This is a genomic window from Pseudoalteromonas sp. Ld20, assembly GCF_045064175.1.
Taxonomy (GTDB): Bacteria; Pseudomonadota; Gammaproteobacteria; order Enterobacterales; family Alteromonadaceae; genus Pseudoalteromonas; species Pseudoalteromonas neustonica.
In genome coordinates, this window is sequence record NZ_JBISHB010000040.1 from 72,068 (window position 1) to 89,409 (window position 17,342).

The following is a 17,342-nucleotide window of genomic DNA, read 5'->3' on the forward strand; positions in this document are numbered from 1 at the left end:
GATCTTATTAATGTCATTAATACCGACTAAGCTATCGGATAATCAGTGGAAAACATAAAAACTATGCTTTTATTTCAAGAAATTCGCAATTATATCCTCGCCCTACTCCAGCAAGACGAAATTGCCACGGGCAGTAAGCTGCCATCAGAGCGGGCTTTACAAGAGCACTTCAACTCTACACGTATCACTGTGCGTGAGGCATTGATCCGATTAGAAGCAGAAGGATTAATTTATAGTCAAAAACGAAAAGGCTGGTTTGTCACTCCACATAAACTAAAATGGCATCCCGCAACAAAAGTTAACTTCTACGAACTTGCTAAGCAGCAAGGCTTCACAGCACAAACACGTTTAGTGAGTGCGAACAAAATTGATAATATTAATTTTACCGATATTTTTAGCGCACAGAGCCTATATCATCTGCAGCGAGTGCGTAGCTTAGACAATCGTGCAGTCATGTTTGAAGACATTTTTTGTGATGCGCAGCGCTTTGACGGTCTTAATAAGCATTCGTTAAATAGCTCAATTACCGAGATCATGGCCAAACAGTATGCAACAAATGTAGTAAAAGAACAGAGCATTATTAGCGTAACGGTGCTTCCTGACGATGTCTGCGAGATGCTTGAAAAAAACAGTGGTACACCATGCTTAAAAGTAGTGCGTCAGCGTTTTGATGAGCAAGAAAAATTGGTTGATCATAATATTGAATATTGGTTACACAATGCGATTGAAATGATTGTCGAAGGCCAATAAAGCGATACGTCTAATATCGCTTTTATAGCTCAATTTATACTGTATCTTGCCAATAAAGATTACTTGCAACGGCGTCAATCAAACGATGCATATCGGCTGCAAATACATGGCCAATGTTACCAATACGAAAGCAATCCGCATCTGACACTTTACCCGGATAAATCACAAACCCTTGATTTTTTAGTGTATTATAAAACGTTTTAAAATCGTAACCCTGTCCTGTTGGTGATAAAAACGAAGTAATAATCGGTGAATGCACTGACGTATTTAATAAAGGAGAAAAACCAAGCTTTTTCATTCCCGCGACAAGAATATGCTGATTTTCCTTGTAACGTTTATAACGCTCTGTGATCCCTCCCTCCTCTTCAAGTTCGACTAATGCCTGATAAAAAGCCCGTACAACATGAGTTGGTGAAGTAAAACGCCACTTACCATTGTTTTTCTCCATACAGTGCCACTGTGCAAAGAGATCTAAAGAAAGGGAACGTGAAACGCCTTCACTTTGCGCTATAATGTGCTGTTTGCAAATCACAAAACCAAAACCTGGTACACCTTGAATACATTTGTTTGCCGAGCTAATCATCACATCAACATGCCAATCGGCCAAATCGAAAGGGATCCCGCCAAAACTGCTCATTGCATCTAAAACAAACACCTTGTTATGCTTTTTCGCCAACTGCCCCACTGCTTCGGCTGGATTTAACATACCCGTGGTTGTTTCGCAGTGAACCATTGCTATATGCGTAATGTCAGAGTCGTTTAGTAAAACAGCTTCAATATCAGTTACATTCGGTAGTTGGGTTTCGGTGTAATTGATAATGTGTGTATTAATATTCAAATAGGCAGCAATTTCGCCTATTCGCTCACCATACGCCCCATTATTAATAACCAACAATTTATCACTGCTTTTTATTAAGCTACCAAGAGCAGACTCCACACTCGCCGTTCCGCTGCCTTGCATTAGCACACTGGTGTAACCTGGATGTGCCGTAGCAAGTGCCACCAGCTTAGCTCGAATTGCTTGAACTACACCTTGGTTATATTCATCATCCCACGTACACCAATCCTTTAGCATCGCTTTTTTTACTGTATCAGAGGTGCTTAGCGGCCCTGGGGTTAGTAGTAAATAATCATTCATTGTAATTTCCAACTCAATCTGGCCTAGTCCAGATAGTATTGAAGATTTCAACTTAAAAAAACAGTGAAATTTTTATGACAGATCAAAGCGAAAAAAGGGCCTTTAAGCCCTTTGAATATTAAATAACAATAGGAAAGTTATTTATTAAAAACGGTATTCTGCGCCGATATAATAATAAGCACCATTAAAGCCAAATGGAGCGGAACGGCGTGAGTACTCAAATATGCCACGGCTACTTATAACTGTGTTACCTTCAGCGTCTACAATTGTGCCAGAACGAGTATTGCCGATAATATTTTTATCTGGGTAAACGTCAAACAAGTTATTTGCCCCAATATTAACCGATAAATTATCTGTAACAAAATAATTCACTTTTACGTCAGTTAAGATTTCCGCCGAATAGGTTTGACGATCCACATCTTCTACCGTGTATTCACCAAAACGATTCAGAGATAAATTAACAGTCCAATCATCACGTTTATAAAGTGCACTTAAATTAATGCGATCTTCTGGCTGCCACTCTTCAATAATAGAAATTTCTTGACTAGAAAATACACTATCTGCGGGCACAGTTTCTAAACTAGAGCCATCAGGCGTAAATATTGACACTACATCTGTTTTCGTAAAATTAGCGGCAAGTGTAAAATCAAGCGTGCCACCGAGCCCTTCAGTATTCCATGTAGTTACAAAATCTACACCACGCGTTTCAGTATCTGCGCCATTTAAAAATAACTGAGCAGCGCCTACCCCTGCGCTAACTAAATCCTTAGTTAACTCCTCTGAAAGCCCTTCTCCTAAGTGGTTACTGATAACTATGCGGTCGTCAATATCAATTGAATAGTAATCAACCGTTACATTAATGTTGTCAGTCACATTATAAACAATACCAAGACTGCGGTTTTGAGATTTTTCCTCTTTTAGTTTTGGAATACCTAAACTTTGCGCAAGGGTTGAATCATTTCTAAACGTACCGACCTGTTTAGCCACTAAATTGCCATTATCCCCTATAAACTGCGTGCTTACGTTATTAAAATACAACTGCTGCATAGACGGTGCTCTAAAACCTGAGCTCAACGCACCACGAAGTGAGATATCATCAGTTACTGACCAGTTACCCGCCAATTTAAAATTAACAGTATCGCCAAAGCCTTTGTAATTATCATAACGAAGTGCGCCGGATAAGATTACATCGTCTATCACATACGCTTCTGCGTCTATATAGAATGAAATTACATCACGCGACTCATCAACAGATGACGCTGGAGATGAACCACCAAAACCTTGCGTACCAAAATCTGCGTCCTCACTGCCGACACCATTACTTAACCCCTTGTAAATACTTACCCCGTTATTTGTGTCGTAATCCCGATACGCATATTCATCACCTGCCAGTATTCTAAATTCATCGGTACGAATTTCGGCGCCCATTGCAAATGAGTAGTCATCAAAATCTTGCGTAAAATCAAGATTGATTGTTTGAAGTGATAACTCCATACCATAGGCATAGGCCTCGCGTGGGATCGTCGCTCGTATGTCAGCAGCACTTAAACCTTGGTCATAACGTAAAAAGTTTGCGTAAGATGCATTAATTGTGTCACTCGTCGTGTAACCAATGCTGTTTTCACCGTAGGTATAGGATAAATCTAAGCTTGCGTCGTTATCAAACTGTGTTTTATAGCCGAAGTTATACGAAATATCGTCGATAGTCGTATTAATTTTTGGTAAGAAACCTAACGGTATTGTCGCATCGTTATCTTGCAATACTGGATTACCAACGGCATTTGCATTATGACGGAAAAACGCAGCCGATTCGTTATCACGCGTTGAGTAAGTAATAAAACCATAAAGCTCGCCATCGCCAAGTTCATACCCGGTATTGACAGTCAAACCAAATTGTTGTGAATCAGCATCACCAATTCGAAAGGTATTACGATCCGCTGTTAACTCGCGTGGATCACCGGCTAAAAATACGCCTTTGCTTAGTTCTTTACAACCATAAAATTGGCAAGAACCATGCAAGCCGGCGCGGTTAGTCGGGGCGCGGTCTCTGTAATTAAGAGTCACGTTTACATACCCTTCATCACCTAATGCAAACCCTTTATTAAAATCAAGATTGACGGTTTCGCCATCCCCTTCAGAATATTGACCATAATTAATGGCCGCTTTACCACCATCATCGGCATCTTTTAAAACAATATTAATTACACCCGCGATTGCATCAGAGCCATATTGTGCGGCCGCACCATCACGTAAGACTTCAATACGTTTAATCGCTGAAGCTGGGATCGCGTTCATATCTGTACCCGCAGTTCCACGCCCCACTGAAGTGTTGATGTGAATAATACTCGCTTGATGGCGACGCTTACCATTGATCAGGACGAGTGTTTGGTCTGGACCTAAACCACGCAATGTCGCAGGGCGTAATGCATCGGTACCATCACTAATTGACGAGCTTGAAAAGTTAAATGAAGGGGCAATAGACTGTAACATACGGCCAACTTCGGTTTGGCCTGTGTTTTCAAGCGCTTCGGCACTTAAAATATCAACTGGAACAGGTAAATCTTCAACTGAACGGCCCGCTACACGGCTGCCGACAATGGCTATTTTTTCGATGTTTTCTTTTGCTGTTTCTTCTTGTGCATTAACGGCTTGGCTGTTAGCTGCCATTAAAAGTGGTAATACAGCTGCACTGACCCCTGAAAGCTTCATCATGTTGTTATCATTCCTGTTGATTTGTTTGAGTTTTATACTCAGTAAACCATTTTGATCAACAACCGCATCGAGCTCAGTATTTTGCAACATTGTATTTAATGCATCTAACTGAGTGTAATAACCAAATACTGATTGGGCTTGGTACTGCTTTGCCAGTTCAAATGAAAAAACCACGGTTTGTTCTGTCTGTTTTGCAAAGTCAATCAGTGCTAGATCTGCTCGCTGCGCTTTTATATCAAATTGCACCATCTGTGACTGGACAGTATTTGCGTGTACATTGAAACTCAATGCTATCGATGCAAATACTGATAGACCACAATGGGTGTATGTTTGGTTACTGCGCAACTTATACAAACAGTTGAGGAAGAAAAATCCGCTACGTAATTTTATCTTTTTATTGATTATTTTTTTACTTTTTAGTTTTACCATCGTAACTTACAACACTTTATTTAAACAAGTAAGTAGGCATGCTTAGCTGTTATTGCTATGTTTTAGGCTAACAATATGTTCACCTAATCGTTCATGATCAATGGCTAAATTTAATTTAAGGCTATCAAGTAAACCAGCAATATCACCCGCTTTAAAAACACCTGCAACTTTAAGTGAAGCTAACGCTGGATCCGTTAGTTCAAAGCGCGTAGCAGTGTAACGACTTACTTCTTGCAGCGCTTCGCTCAGGGGTTCTCCATTAAAAATTAGCATACCATGTTGCCATGCTAAATCTCGCTGAACATCATCTTGTGTTAATTGTTTAATCGGCTTTGTGATACTTTCTTTTATTAATGCTTTTTCACCTGAGATCACAATACTGGCATTAATATTTTTTACTTCAAGTGTGTCGTTACTTGCATCTTGTAATTGCACAAAGTGCTCTGCATTTACTTCAACCGCAGGGTCTGTGATCATCACTTTGCCTTCAGTTACAACCAACTCTAAATCAGAAGCTGCATTGCGTTGTACATTAAAGACAGTCCCTAATGCTGTAAACGATTTATCACCCGCCATGACACTAAAAGGTCGTGATGCATCTTTTGCCACATTAAAACGCCCTTCACCGCGCGTTAAAATCAATTGTCGGCGATTTTGTGTGTAGGCCACTTCTAATAAACTATTGGTATTGAGCTGAACAATCGTGCTATCGGGCAACACATACGTTGCTTGCTCACCCACTTTAGTGCGATAAATTTTGCTATATTTAGCCTGCTCTTGTGGAGCGCTAGGCCAATGCTCAATGCCGATAAACATAAAACTGGCAACCAACATAGCAGCAAAGATACTCGCAGCCACAGAAAAACTAAAACGCGGTGCACTGTGCTGTGAAGGCACTTGTTTATTAGGAAACAGACTACTCAATTCATTCAATACACTCAACTCATCCCACAATTGGGCAAGCTCAAATACAGCGTCTTGGTGTGCTTTACTTTCCTTTACCCATACTTGGAATGCGGCACGTTCAGTATCCGACAAACCACGATCCATAGCACTTATCCAGCGGCTTGCTTTGGCTTGAATTGCGTCTTTTGATGAAAATTGATGAATATTACTCATTTTCCTACCCTCCTGGTAAGGGTGTCTTTATCGGCGACAGACTCTGAAGGATGTTCTTGCTGCTGCATGTATTGCATTGCTTTTAGTAACCCTTTAGCAATGTGCTTTTCAACAGTACTTTCACTTAAATTCATTTGCGCAGCAATTTCTTTTTGGCTCATGCCATAGACTTTTTTTAATATAAAACATTTACGTACTGGTTGACTTAATTGCTCTGTTGCTCTGCAAAAAAGTAAGAATCGCTCTTTAGATGTAACTTCATCTTCTAACTGCATCGATGATAAATTTTGCTGATAATCATCACTGCTATCAAGAGAATCATTATATTGGTTATCCCATTTCGCAATGTGATTAAGCGCCAAATTTTTTGCCGTTTTTAGCATATAACTGTGAGTATATTTTATATCTTGCTTTAAATCGGCTTCATAACTTTTAACAAAGGTTTCTTGTACGATATCTTCAACATCGTCAGGTAGTACTATTCGTGATACAAATCGTCGTAGTTGTGCAGACAATTCAATAAATGTAGTCGTTACTTTTGTTCCTCGCGTCATCCTTAACTGCCCCTTGTTAATATGAATACGCTAAGACTACGAGTTTTAGCGCCAATTACAAGGTTAATTGTTAAATTGTCGTTATTATGGGTGCAAAAAAGTAACAAATTAAATACAATCGCTTTAATCAGAGCGTTATTATTCAAATATCGACTTCATAAAAGCATAGAAAACTTCTGTTTTTTGCGTTGTTAAACTATTTTGCGGTTTTAAAAACCATACAGGTGCATCATCGTCAGCCAAAATACCGGGTAACACCTCTACTAATGCACCACTTTGTAACTCTTCTGCGATAGCTAATTTTGACTTTATGGCAATGCCATGTCCAGCAATCGCGGCTTGTGTCATATTGTCAGAATTAGAAATCGTAAACCGTGTTTTGGCATTCAAATTTACAATTTCCTGTTGTTCATTTAGTAACTTTAATTGACGCTGCCAAGGTAAACAGACCCAATAATGATTGACTAACTTCGAAAAACTAGTAGGCATGCCGTGCTTTTCTACATAGCTTGGTGCTACACATAGAATACGCCGATTATTTACTACTTTGCGCGAAAGTAACCCTGAATCATTCAGTTTTCCAACTCGGATAGCAATATCCTGAGCATCATCAACAACATTTACGAAGTTATCAGAAATTAAAAAATCTAACTGTAAATCAGGGTAACGTTCTTCAAACTCGCTTAATTTGGGCATTACAAACTTCGAAAAGACCCAAGGAGGCATAGTCACCCTGAGCAAACCGCTAACAGAAGAACCTCGAGCACCGATACTATGTTCCGCATCGTGTAGCGCTTCCAAGATGGTGCCGATACGATGGTAAAATATCTTCCCTTCTGGGGATAAACGCATACGGCGACTATCTCTAAATATTAAAACCGTCGACAATTCTCGCTCAAGCTTAGCCAACCGATGGCTCACTGTTGCAGGCGAAAGCCCTTGTGCACTTGCCCCAGCTAACACACCTTTATTTTCCACAATCGCTATAAATGTTTCTAAATCACTAATGCTGTACATAACCAACCCTTTTAAAGCGTTTGAATTTTTCGAATTAAGCTTTCGTTTTTGTAGTGTTTATTTAATTAAACCAAACACTATACTCGCTTATATTAAATGATAAACAGGAAAACTAATCATGACTTTAAAAGCACAAATAGACGACTACAACCTAGCCAAAATTGCTAAAGTGCCTAGCGACATTCTCGCACTTATGGATGCTACCACTGAAGATTTAATTGCACAGCATATTGAATTTAATGCATTAAAACTAAACCAGTCAATAAATGATTTTACGTTAAATAATCACCTTAATGAACCCGTCACTCTATCTACGCTATTAGAGCAAGGCCCCGTCATTATTAATTTTTATCGCGGTGGCTGGTGCCCGTACTGTAATTTAGAACTTAAAGCCCTCAACGAGATGCTTCCTGAGTTTAAAGCCGTAAATGCTCAGCTGATTGCGATATCGCCACAGCTCCCTGATGCATCATTATCAACTTTTGAAAAGAATGAATTAGCCTTTAATGTACTCTCTGATACGAGTAACAAAGTTGCTAGGCAATTAGGTTTAGTGTTTACATTAGATGAGCGATTAAAACCTATTTATGCACAATTTGGTTTAGATATCCCTGCTGCCAATGGAGACAATAGCTATCAACTCCCTCTACCTGCCACCTATATCATTAACCAAAAAGGTCATGTGATTTATGCTTTTGTTAATAGTGATTACACATTACGCGCAGAGCCCTGTGCTATTTTAAATGCACTACAACAGGACTGTTAATATTATGGTGTTGTTTAAACAACTTAAAACGCTAACATTAAGCTTACTTGTAGCTTGTCAATTTATAGGAGGCGATCTTATGGCAGCTGAAAAGACATTAGCGCAACCAAAAGTAATTATTTTTGATGTAAATGAAACCCTGCTCGATCTTGAATCTATGCGAACATCTATTGGGGCTGCGTTGGGCGGGCGAGAAGACTTACTACCATTATGGTTTTCAACTATGTTGCATCACTCTTTGGTAAGTACGGCAATTGGTGACTATCAAGACTTTGGAAAAATTGGTGTGGCATCGCTGCTAATGGTTGCGCAAAATAACGCGATTAAACTCAATGTTGAGCAAGCAAAAACAGCGATTGTTACACCACTACTGAGTCTTCCGGCTCACTCGGATGTAAAAGCAGCACTGCAAATACTCAAAGATCGTGGTTATAAATTAGTTAGTTTAACTAATTCATCAAATAACGGGGTTAAAACACAATTTGAAAGTGCCGGTTTAACCGACTTTTTTGCAGCGCGCTACAGCATTGAAGATATTAAAATCTATAAACCTGACTTGCGTGCTTATCAATGGGCGTTACAAAAATTACAGGTAAAACCTGAAGAAGCACTAATGGTAGCCGCGCACGGATGGGATGTTGCGGGCGCAAAAGCAGCAGGCTTACAAACGGCATTTATAGCACGCCCTGGTAAAGCACTCTATCCGCTTGCAAAAACACCTGACTACAAGGTGAATGATTTAACTGAGTTAGTAGCGTTACTTAAATAATAACGTCAGTCTTTAATTAATCCTAGGGCAATCAGTTGATACCCAGCATCAAGTTTTTACTTTTCAAGCTTGATGCCACTGATAAAAAAGCGCGATGTTAAATCCACAAGCTGCTCTAAGCGCGCTTCATCTAAAGCGGGCTTCCATTTAATCACTTGCTCCCAATACGCCATTTTTTTTAAACCACCATAAAAAAATGCAGCGGCAATATCAGCAGGTACATCATTAAGTACACCCGCGCTTTGAGCTTGTTCAAACCACGTTAGTAGGCCTTTTTCACAGTCTAAAAACTTTACTTCAAGGCGAGCTGCTTGCTCTTTATCTCGCATAGATTCAATAATCACAATACGTGACAATGTTAGGTAATCTTCATCATTGCCCAAAGATAAACAGAGCTTTGCCAAATCTTTTAACTGATCATAAATTGGTATGTCTTTTAAGTATTGGTAACTCTGTAATTGTGCAATGCGTGCTAAAAGTAATGATACAACTTCATCAAATAGTGCTTGCTTGTTTGCATAGTGCTTATAAAGCGTACGCTTAGATACAGTGGCTTTTTTAGCGATGGCTTCCATCGTAGTACCCGCTAACCCACGGCGCGCAAATTCATGTATCGCAGCACATAGCACATCATTTTGTTTGTTATTACTCGATTCCATAATGCCCCCAATATCAATACAAACATTGTAGCATTATTTTTTGTATTTGAATGCTAAGAGTAAAAAAGTAAACGCAAGTGTATACCTATTAAAAATTAAGGTATACACTTGCGTTTACTTAAGCTGAATAAAAGTAATTTGTCTTTACATGCTGGTCATAAAACCAGCTAAATGCCATACTCAGGCAGCTTAATACATGCTTAAAATATTATACTTAACAATTGGAACTGTGGAGTAAACATGCGTCAGTCTTTCGCACTATCAAAATTGTCTCTTTCTTTCTTTTTATTTGCCTCAACAGCCTTACTTTTACAAGGTTGCAGTGAAGCCCCACAAACACCGCAAGCGGCTATGCAACCAGCCTCTGTAGCAACCGTGATTGCCGCAACTGAAGATGCGCCTTTTACAATTGAATTACCTGCAACACTTTCTGGCTCAAAAGAAGTTGAAGTAAGAGCACGCGTAACCGGTATTTTAGAATCACGTAACTTTGACGAAGGTCAAACAGTGACAAAAGGCCGATCCTTATTCACCGTTGATTTAGAACCTTATCAATTAGCGCTAGAACGTGCCCAAGCCGCCTTTGACGGCGCAAAAGCATCACTCGTTCAAGCACAAAGAGATGTAAAGCGATTAGGTAAACTGCGCGCTGAAAAATCTGTTTCACAACGTGATTATGATAACGCCAGCTCGACTACAGACATCGCGAAAACTAATTTAGCAGCCGCTAAAGTTGCGTTAAAAGAAGCACAATTAAATCTCGAGTATGCGCAAGTTAAAGCGCCTGTTGCAGGTGTTATGGGCCGTGAATTTGTCTCTGAAGGCACTTATGTTTCAGGTCCTGATTTACTGCTAACGCAAATAACCCAGCTTGATCCTATCCGTTTACGTTTTGGTATTTCGGAGCGTGAACAATTGCAAATGCGCCAAGATGAAGCTAACGGTTCACTAACATTGCCACAAAGCGGTCATTGGCAAACTAGCATTAAACTGCAAGATGGTTCTATATATAGCAAAAGTGGCCTAGTTAACTTCTCTGATGTACGCATTAACCCAAATACGGGCACCAGTGAACTACAAGCTATTATACCCAACCCTGATTTTAAACTTCGTCCGGGTCAATTTGTTCGCGTGAGTTTAAAAGGTGCAGTGCGTAAAAATGCGTTTGTTGTGCCACAGCGCGCGGTACTTGATAACGGTATGGGGAAATTTGTCTACGTTGTAGCTAAAGGTGAGCAAGGTGGCACTATTGCCCGACCTGCGCCTGTTGTTGTTGGTGAGTGGGTGCAAAAGCCAGCAAATGCTGGTGATAAAAACTTTTGGTTAATTAAATCAGGCATTAACGCAGGGGATGAAATAATTGTCGATGGTATGGCACGTATCTTCTTCCCTGGCATGCCGGTAGCCGTTAACAATGCAACAAACAGCGTAAGCGCAGAATAGGCGCAGGGAGTATTATGTTTTCTCGTTATTTTATAGACAGACCTATTTTTGCATTTGTTATTTCAATTGTTATTGTATTGGCTGGCTTAGCTGCAATGCGCAGTTTACCCATCGCACAATACCCTGAAATAGCCCCTCCTGTTGTGCAAGTAACTGCAGCTTATCCGGGTGCATCTGCTGAGGTGCTTGAACAAACCGTTGCAGCGCCTATTGAGAATGCGATCACTGGTGTTGAAGGCATGATGTACATGGCTTCTACATCAACCAGCTCAGGCGCAACCACGATTGAGGTAACCTTTGAAATTGGTACCGATATTGACCAAGCGGCTGTGAACGTCAATAACCGCGTTAAGCAAGTTGAAGCGCGCCTACCTGAAGAAACGCGTCGTCAAGGTGTGGTTGTTCAAAAAGGCTCATCAAGCTTCTTGCAAGTTCATGCCTTTTATTCTCCCGATGAAAGCCGCAGCAGCTTGTGGACCTCAAATTACGTTACCCTCAATATTTTAGATCGTATTAAACGTATACCTGGAACCACCAGCGTACAAATATTTGGTGCGAAAGATTACGCTATGCGTATTTGGTTACGCCCAGATGTAATGAGTCAATTAGGTGTTACCGTTGAAGAAATAGCAGGTGCTATTCGCTCACAAAATTCACAATACGCTGCGGGTAAAATTGGCGCTACGCCAACCTCCCAATCAGCCCAAGAACTGGTTTATAGTGTTACCGCACAAGGGCGTTTGTCTGAGCCAAGCCAATTTGAAGAGATTATCATTCGTTCAAATTTAGATGGCAGTAGTTTACGTTTGAAAGATATTGCACGTGTTGAATTAGGGTCAAAAGATTACAATTTCAGCGGTACTATTAACGGTAAAGAAGCCGTACTTTTAGGTATATTTTTACAACCTGGTGCAAATGCACTTGATGTAGCTGAAGAAGTAAATGGTGTACTGGCCGAAATTAAACAACAATTCCCTGTCGGTCTTGCGCATTTAAACTCTTACGACACCACTCGCTTTGTTGAAGTGTCTATTCGTGAAGTTGTGATCACGCTTATTGAAGCAATGATATTGGTTTTCTTGGTCGTGTATCTGTTTTTACAAAATTGGCGCGCGACGCTAATTCCAACATTAGCGGTACCAGTGTCTTTATTAGGTACCTTTGCTGGTATGTACATGCTTGGTTATTCTATTAACTCACTCACTCTGTTTGGTATGGTGCTGTCCATTGGTATTGTTGTTGACGATGCCATTGTTGTACTGGAAAATGTCGAACGGATTATGCATGAAGAGCATGTCAGCGCCCACGAAGCTGCCATAAAAGCAATGAAAGAAGTATCAGGTCCGGTCGTCGCGATTGTACTCGTACTTTGCTCTGTATTTGTGCCCATAGCCTTTTTAGGTGGCTTAACCGGTGAGTTATTCCGCCAGTTTGCGATTACCATCTCAATTGCAGTGAGTTTATCTGGTGTCGTCGCATTGACCATGACCCCCGCGTTATGTGTACTTATTTTAAAACAAGAACATAAACAAACAGCCTCCTTCTTTTTATGGTTTAACCGTATTTTTACTAAAATAACCAGTAAATATGTTGGCGCGGTTGGCTATATGGTTCGCCGTGGCGCATTAGGTTTATTATTAATGATTGGCATGGTGTCTATTACTATTGGACTTTGGAAAAATACCCCTGGTTCTTTAGTCCCTGATGAAGATCAAGGTTATTACATCTCCGCTATTTTCTTACCTGATGGTTCATCGCTTGAACGCACTGAGGAAGTAGTAAAAGAAGTAATTGCAGCAGTGCAATCAAACCCAGCTAATGAAAACGTGGTTGCTTTTACAGGCTTTGACTTTATTGGTGGCGGTTATAAAAATAGTGCCGCGACCTTGTTTGTTACCCAAAAACATTGGGATGAACGCGAGATAGATACAAAAAGCCTCGTCAATGAGCTGTTTATGAAAACTGCACATATTAACGAAGCCTTAGTACTTGCATTTAATCCCCCTGCTATTTTTGGTTTAGGCAGTACCGGTGGTTTTGAGTTTTATATTCAAAACAAAGGTGCTGGTGGCCCCGAGAAACTACAACAAGCCATGGGAATGATGATGGCTGAAGCACAAAAGAGTCCTGTTTTAAGTGGCTTGCAAACGCTTTGGCGTCCTAATGCCCCACAGCTAAAAGTAAATGTTGACCGCGAACAAGCACGTGCAATGGGTATTGAAATTGACGATGCCTTTACTGCCCTTGCCGGCACGCTGGGCACTTACTATGTAAATGACTTTAACAAGTTTGGTCGTGCATGGCAGGTATTGATGTCTGCTGAAGCTGAGTTTAGGATGAAGCCTGATGACATTGGCCGTATTTATGTTAAAAACAACCAAGGAACCATGGTGCCAATGTCTGCATTTACAAATGTCGATTTTAGCCGCGGGCCTGAGAGCCTTAACCGCTACAACAATTTACCGGCGGTAAAACTGCTCGGTAATGCAGCTCCCGGTTATAGCTCTGGTCAAGCAATTGCTGAAGTGGAACGCATCGCAAAAGCCGTGTTACCACCTGATATGACCTACGATTGGACAGGCTCTGCATTCCAAGAAAAACGAAGTTCTGGCACTACAGGTATCGCACTTGGCCTGGCTGTTATTATGGTATTTTTAATTCTTGCGGCTTTATACGAGCGCTGGTCGTTACCATTATCAGTTATGCTTGCACTACCATTTGGTACATTTGGCGCACTGGTGTCAATTTGGTTAGTCGGCATGACAAACGATGTTTACTTTCAAATTGGCTTAGTAACACTCCTTGGCCTGGCCAGTAAGAATGCCATATTAATTGTTGAATATGCCCTTATGAAGCACCAACAAGGCTGGAGTGCCAGCGCCGCAGCACTTGAAGCAGCACGCTTGCGTTTTAGGCCAATAATTATGACATCATTAGCGTTTATTTTAGGTGTTGTTCCATTGGTACTTAGCTCTGGCGCAGGAGCTGGTGCACGTCATAGCGTTGGTACAGGCGTGATGGGTGGCATGATGGCCGCCACTTTCTTAGCCGTGTTTTTTGTACCATTATTCTTTTACTGGCTAACAGATCGTAAGCTAAGTGAAAAACGTTCTCGCACTGAGCTAGCGGATGAAATAGCCCTGCATCATAAGCGTGAAAATGTAGATACACCTGAAAGTAATTTATAATTAATAGCGATTAAAAATATAAGGGCAAACAGTAGTTTGCCCTTTTTTATGGGTGTCAGATAACTAGCAATTTCTTCTCGCGAGCGCTACTATAATAGTTCGTGCGTCGAGGAGCCTTAATATGAACAATGAAAAACTAACTGAGTTTGAGCAATATTTTCAAATTGATGAAAGTAACCGTGTAAATCTATTTGCAGTTGACCCTCATGCGGTTCCCAAAACTCTCGCACAACTCGAAGCTGATATTCCCCCATTATTTAAGCTTGCCAATGAAGTCAGTGAATTAGAGTTAAGTTCATTACGGCCACTGCGTAACTTAGGCGATATAGCACAAGAACTTGCCGTATTTTTACAAGCACAATCGCGTAAAATAGACCTAATAATGAGCCATATATTGGCATCAGAACAGCCCGAAGATAATACAATGTACTGCGATAGTTATGGCGGTGGCGGTGTTAAATTCACCTCAGATAGCGTGTATTCATTAGGTCACACATTTCGCACAAAATTGTTTTTACAGCATGAAGCATCTGCCGTTTATTGTTATACCGAAGTCGTTGCGATTGAAAAGCAAGATGACGATCAATATCAATATACGCTGCTATTTATTGCCATTCGTGATTCAGATCAAGAACTCGTTGTTCGCGCTACTTTACATGCACAAACGCGACAGCTCAAAAAACGCCAACAACAGCAAGCGCTCGATACGCCTTTAGATGGATCATTCCAAAACGATAAAAGCACAAACACACCAACAAAACCTGAACATTAACCATGAAAAAGCTGACTTCTTCGGCCGAAATGCTAAACTAGCAACACCTTTGTTTGTTTATTAAATCCATGAACTTTAGACTTTTACCCGAATGGGCCGAGCAAGACGCTGTCATGCTAACATGGCCTCATCAAGCCACTGATTGGCGTGATAATTTAACCGCTGTTGAGCCCGTGTATGTACAGCTTTGCCAACATATATGTAACGTTCAACAGTTAGTGATCGTCGCGCACGATGACACACTTAAAACACATATAACGCAATTATTGCTTACCAATGATGTTGATTTAAGTCGCGTGCATTTTGTAGTGACTCCATGTAATGATACATGGGCACGCGATCATGGACCTTTGACCTGCGCATCGCTTGATAACCCCGCAGAACTAACAATAAACGACTTCACGTTTAATGGCTGGGGTAACAAGTTTGAAAGCACATTGGATAATCAAATTAATGCAGTGCTTGTCAAACAACTCGCTCATTCCAATAATCAATATCAAGCCATTGATTTAGTACTTGAAGGTGGGGGTATTGAAATAAATGAACACGGTACATTGCTCACCACACGCGAGTGTTTACTCAACCAAAATCGTAACCCGTCACTGAGCACTGATGATATTGAGCACGTTTTACGTACTCAGCTGGGTGCAAACGACTTTTTATGGGTAGACCATGGTTACTTAGCCGGTGATGACACCGACAGTCACATTGATACTCTCGTGCGCTTTGCACCTAACAATACCCTTGTCTATGTAAAATGTGACGACAACAATGACGAGCATTACAGCGCCCTAGATGCGATGGAAAAACAGCTTAAAAGCTTTACAACTCACACAGGCAAACCATACACATTAATTGATTTGCCATGGCCTAAAGCTGTATTTAACGCTGACAATGATAGGCTCCCTGCAACCTATGCGAATTATTTAATCATTAACAATGCCGTGCTTGTACCGACGTATAATGACAGCAATGACGCATTAGCCCTTGAACGTATACAAAGCGCCTACCCTAGTCATAAAATTATTGGTGTGAATTGTTTACCAATCATTGCACAATTTGGCAGTTTACATTGTATTACCATGCAATTACCGCGTGGATTTTTAGCCGGAGGCCCTAAGTGAATAGCCCTGATAAGTTAACGGTTGCCCTAGTGCAACAAACAAATAGTGATAATGCCGACGAAAACATGGCAAAATCAATCGCAGGTATTCGCGATGCCGCAAGCCAAGGCGCGCAATTAGTGGTGCTTCAAGAACTCCATCGCAGTCTTTATTTTTGCCAAACTGAAGACGTTGATGTATTTGATTTAGCTGAAACAATACCTGGCCCTAGCAGTAATACTTTAGGCCAACTTGCTAAAGAACTTGGCATTGTTATTGTCGCGTCACTTTTTGAAAAACGTGCAACAGGGCTTTATCATAATACAGCCGTCGTACTTGAAAAAGACGGCACTATTGCGGGCAAATACCGTAAAATGCACATTCCTGACGACCCAGGCTTTTACGAAAAATTTTACTTCACACCAGGTGATCTTGGTTTTGAACCAATTCAAACCTCGGTTGGTAAACTTGGCGTGTTAGTATGTTGGGATCAATGGTTTCCTGAAGCCGCACGCTTAATGGCTATGGCCGGTGCTGAGCTACTAATTTACCCAACAGCTATTGGCTGGGATCCGCGTGATGACAAAGGCGAACAAGCTCGCCAAAAAGATGCTTGGGTGATCTCTCAACGTGCGCATGCCGTAGCAAACGGGGTCCCTGTGATCAGTTGTAATCGTGTTGGCCATGAAAATGACCCGAGTGCTCAAAGTAACGGTATTCAATTTTGGGGGAATTCATTTATTGCGGGCCCTCAAGGTGAGCTACTCTCTGAGGCTAATACAACTGATGAACAAATTTTAGTAATCGAACTTGATCAAAAACGCTCAGAAAACGTAAGACGTATATGGCCGTATTTACGGGATCGTCGAATCGATCATTACCAAGACTTAACTAGAATCTATCGCGACTAAAATAGTGACCTT

At 40.8% G+C, this 17,342-nt stretch carries 14 protein-coding genes; 8 read left to right on the top strand and 6 right to left on the bottom strand.

Features of this window, described 5'->3' with window-relative positions:
• Nucleotides 1-45: 45 nt before the first annotated feature.
• On the top strand, nucleotides 46-750 hold the full coding sequence (locus ACJJVX_RS15320; protein ID WP_405632238.1) for a GntR family transcriptional regulator: 705 nt from the start codon (nucleotides 46-48) through the stop codon (nucleotides 748-750).
• A gap of 34 nt (nucleotides 751-784) precedes the next feature.
• Here the strand turns inward: ACJJVX_RS15320 and phnW are convergent, their stop codons facing one another.
• From phnW to ACJJVX_RS15345, 5 genes are all read right to left on the bottom strand, one after another.
• Nucleotides 785-1,888 carry a 2-aminoethylphosphonate--pyruvate transaminase gene (gene phnW, locus ACJJVX_RS15325; protein WP_405632241.1) on the bottom strand — a complete coding sequence of 368 codons (1,104 nt, stop codon included), beginning with the start codon at nucleotides 1,886-1,888 and terminating at the stop codon, nucleotides 785-787.
• Nucleotides 1,889-2,032: 144 nt separating this feature from the next.
• On the bottom strand, nucleotides 2,033-5,029 hold the full coding sequence (locus tag ACJJVX_RS15330; RefSeq protein ID WP_405632243.1) for a TonB-dependent receptor plug domain-containing protein: 2,997 nt from the start codon (nucleotides 5,027-5,029) through the stop codon (nucleotides 2,033-2,035).
• Between the two features lie 42 nt (nucleotides 5,030-5,071).
• On the bottom strand, nucleotides 5,072-6,148 hold the full coding sequence (locus tag ACJJVX_RS15335) for a FecR family protein (RefSeq protein ID WP_054453390.1): 1,077 nt from the start codon (nucleotides 6,146-6,148) through the stop codon (nucleotides 5,072-5,074).
• Entirely contained in the window at nucleotides 6,145-6,702 is a 558-nt protein-coding gene (locus ACJJVX_RS15340; RefSeq protein WP_054203534.1) for a sigma-70 family RNA polymerase sigma factor, read from the bottom strand. The genes ACJJVX_RS15335 and ACJJVX_RS15340 overlap by 4 nt, the downstream gene beginning before the upstream one ends.
• Before the next feature lie 138 nt (nucleotides 6,703-6,840).
• Nucleotides 6,841-7,719, bottom strand: coding sequence for a LysR family transcriptional regulator (locus tag ACJJVX_RS15345; RefSeq protein WP_054453388.1), 879 nt, complete (start codon nucleotides 7,717-7,719; stop codon nucleotides 6,841-6,843).
• 118 nt (nucleotides 7,720-7,837) lie between these two features.
• On the opposite strand from ACJJVX_RS15345, the gene ACJJVX_RS15350 reads away from it, so the two are divergent.
• Together ACJJVX_RS15350 and ACJJVX_RS15355 are read left to right on the top strand one after the other, a co-directional pair.
• The gene (locus ACJJVX_RS15350; RefSeq protein WP_054203532.1) at nucleotides 7,838-8,485 is read left to right on the top strand and encodes a peroxiredoxin-like family protein; all 648 of its coding nucleotides are present in this window, start codon (nucleotides 7,838-7,840) and stop codon (nucleotides 8,483-8,485) included.
• A gap of 4 nt (nucleotides 8,486-8,489) precedes the next feature.
• On the top strand, nucleotides 8,490-9,254 hold the full coding sequence (locus ACJJVX_RS15355) for a haloacid dehalogenase type II (protein WP_064435484.1): 765 nt from the start codon (nucleotides 8,490-8,492) through the stop codon (nucleotides 9,252-9,254).
• Nucleotides 9,255-9,310: 56 nt separating this feature from the next.
• Here the strand turns inward: ACJJVX_RS15355 and ACJJVX_RS15360 are convergent, their stop codons facing one another.
• A complete protein-coding gene (locus ACJJVX_RS15360; protein WP_054203530.1) occupies nucleotides 9,311-9,913 on the bottom strand; it encodes a TetR/AcrR family transcriptional regulator in 603 nt (200 codons plus the stop codon).
• 240 nt (nucleotides 9,914-10,153) lie between these two features.
• Between ACJJVX_RS15360 and ACJJVX_RS15365 the strand changes: the two genes are divergently transcribed.
• The 5 genes from ACJJVX_RS15365 (at nucleotide 10,154) to ACJJVX_RS15385 (ending at nucleotide 17,330) form a co-directional block, all read left to right on the top strand.
• The gene (locus ACJJVX_RS15365) at nucleotides 10,154-11,356 is read left to right on the top strand and encodes an efflux RND transporter periplasmic adaptor subunit (RefSeq protein ID WP_054203529.1); all 1,203 of its coding nucleotides are present in this window, start codon (nucleotides 10,154-10,156) and stop codon (nucleotides 11,354-11,356) included.
• A gap of 14 nt (nucleotides 11,357-11,370) precedes the next feature.
• On the top strand, nucleotides 11,371-14,544 hold the full coding sequence (locus ACJJVX_RS15370) for an efflux RND transporter permease subunit (protein ID WP_054203528.1): 3,174 nt from the start codon (nucleotides 11,371-11,373) through the stop codon (nucleotides 14,542-14,544).
• A 121-nt stretch (nucleotides 14,545-14,665) separates the two neighbouring features.
• Nucleotides 14,666-15,316 carry a PilZ domain-containing protein gene (locus ACJJVX_RS15375; RefSeq protein WP_054203527.1) on the top strand — a complete coding sequence of 217 codons (651 nt, stop codon included), beginning with the start codon at nucleotides 14,666-14,668 and terminating at the stop codon, nucleotides 15,314-15,316.
• A 68-nt stretch (nucleotides 15,317-15,384) separates the two neighbouring features.
• Nucleotides 15,385-16,440: an agmatine/peptidylarginine deiminase gene (locus tag ACJJVX_RS15380; RefSeq protein ID WP_054453380.1), complete on the top strand. Its 1,056-nt coding sequence runs from the start codon at nucleotides 15,385-15,387 to the stop codon at nucleotides 16,438-16,440.
• Entirely contained in the window at nucleotides 16,437-17,330 is an 894-nt protein-coding gene (locus ACJJVX_RS15385) for a carbon-nitrogen hydrolase (protein WP_054203525.1), read from the top strand. The genes ACJJVX_RS15380 and ACJJVX_RS15385 overlap by 4 nt, the downstream gene beginning before the upstream one ends.
• The last annotated feature ends 12 nt before the right edge of the window (nucleotides 17,331-17,342 follow it).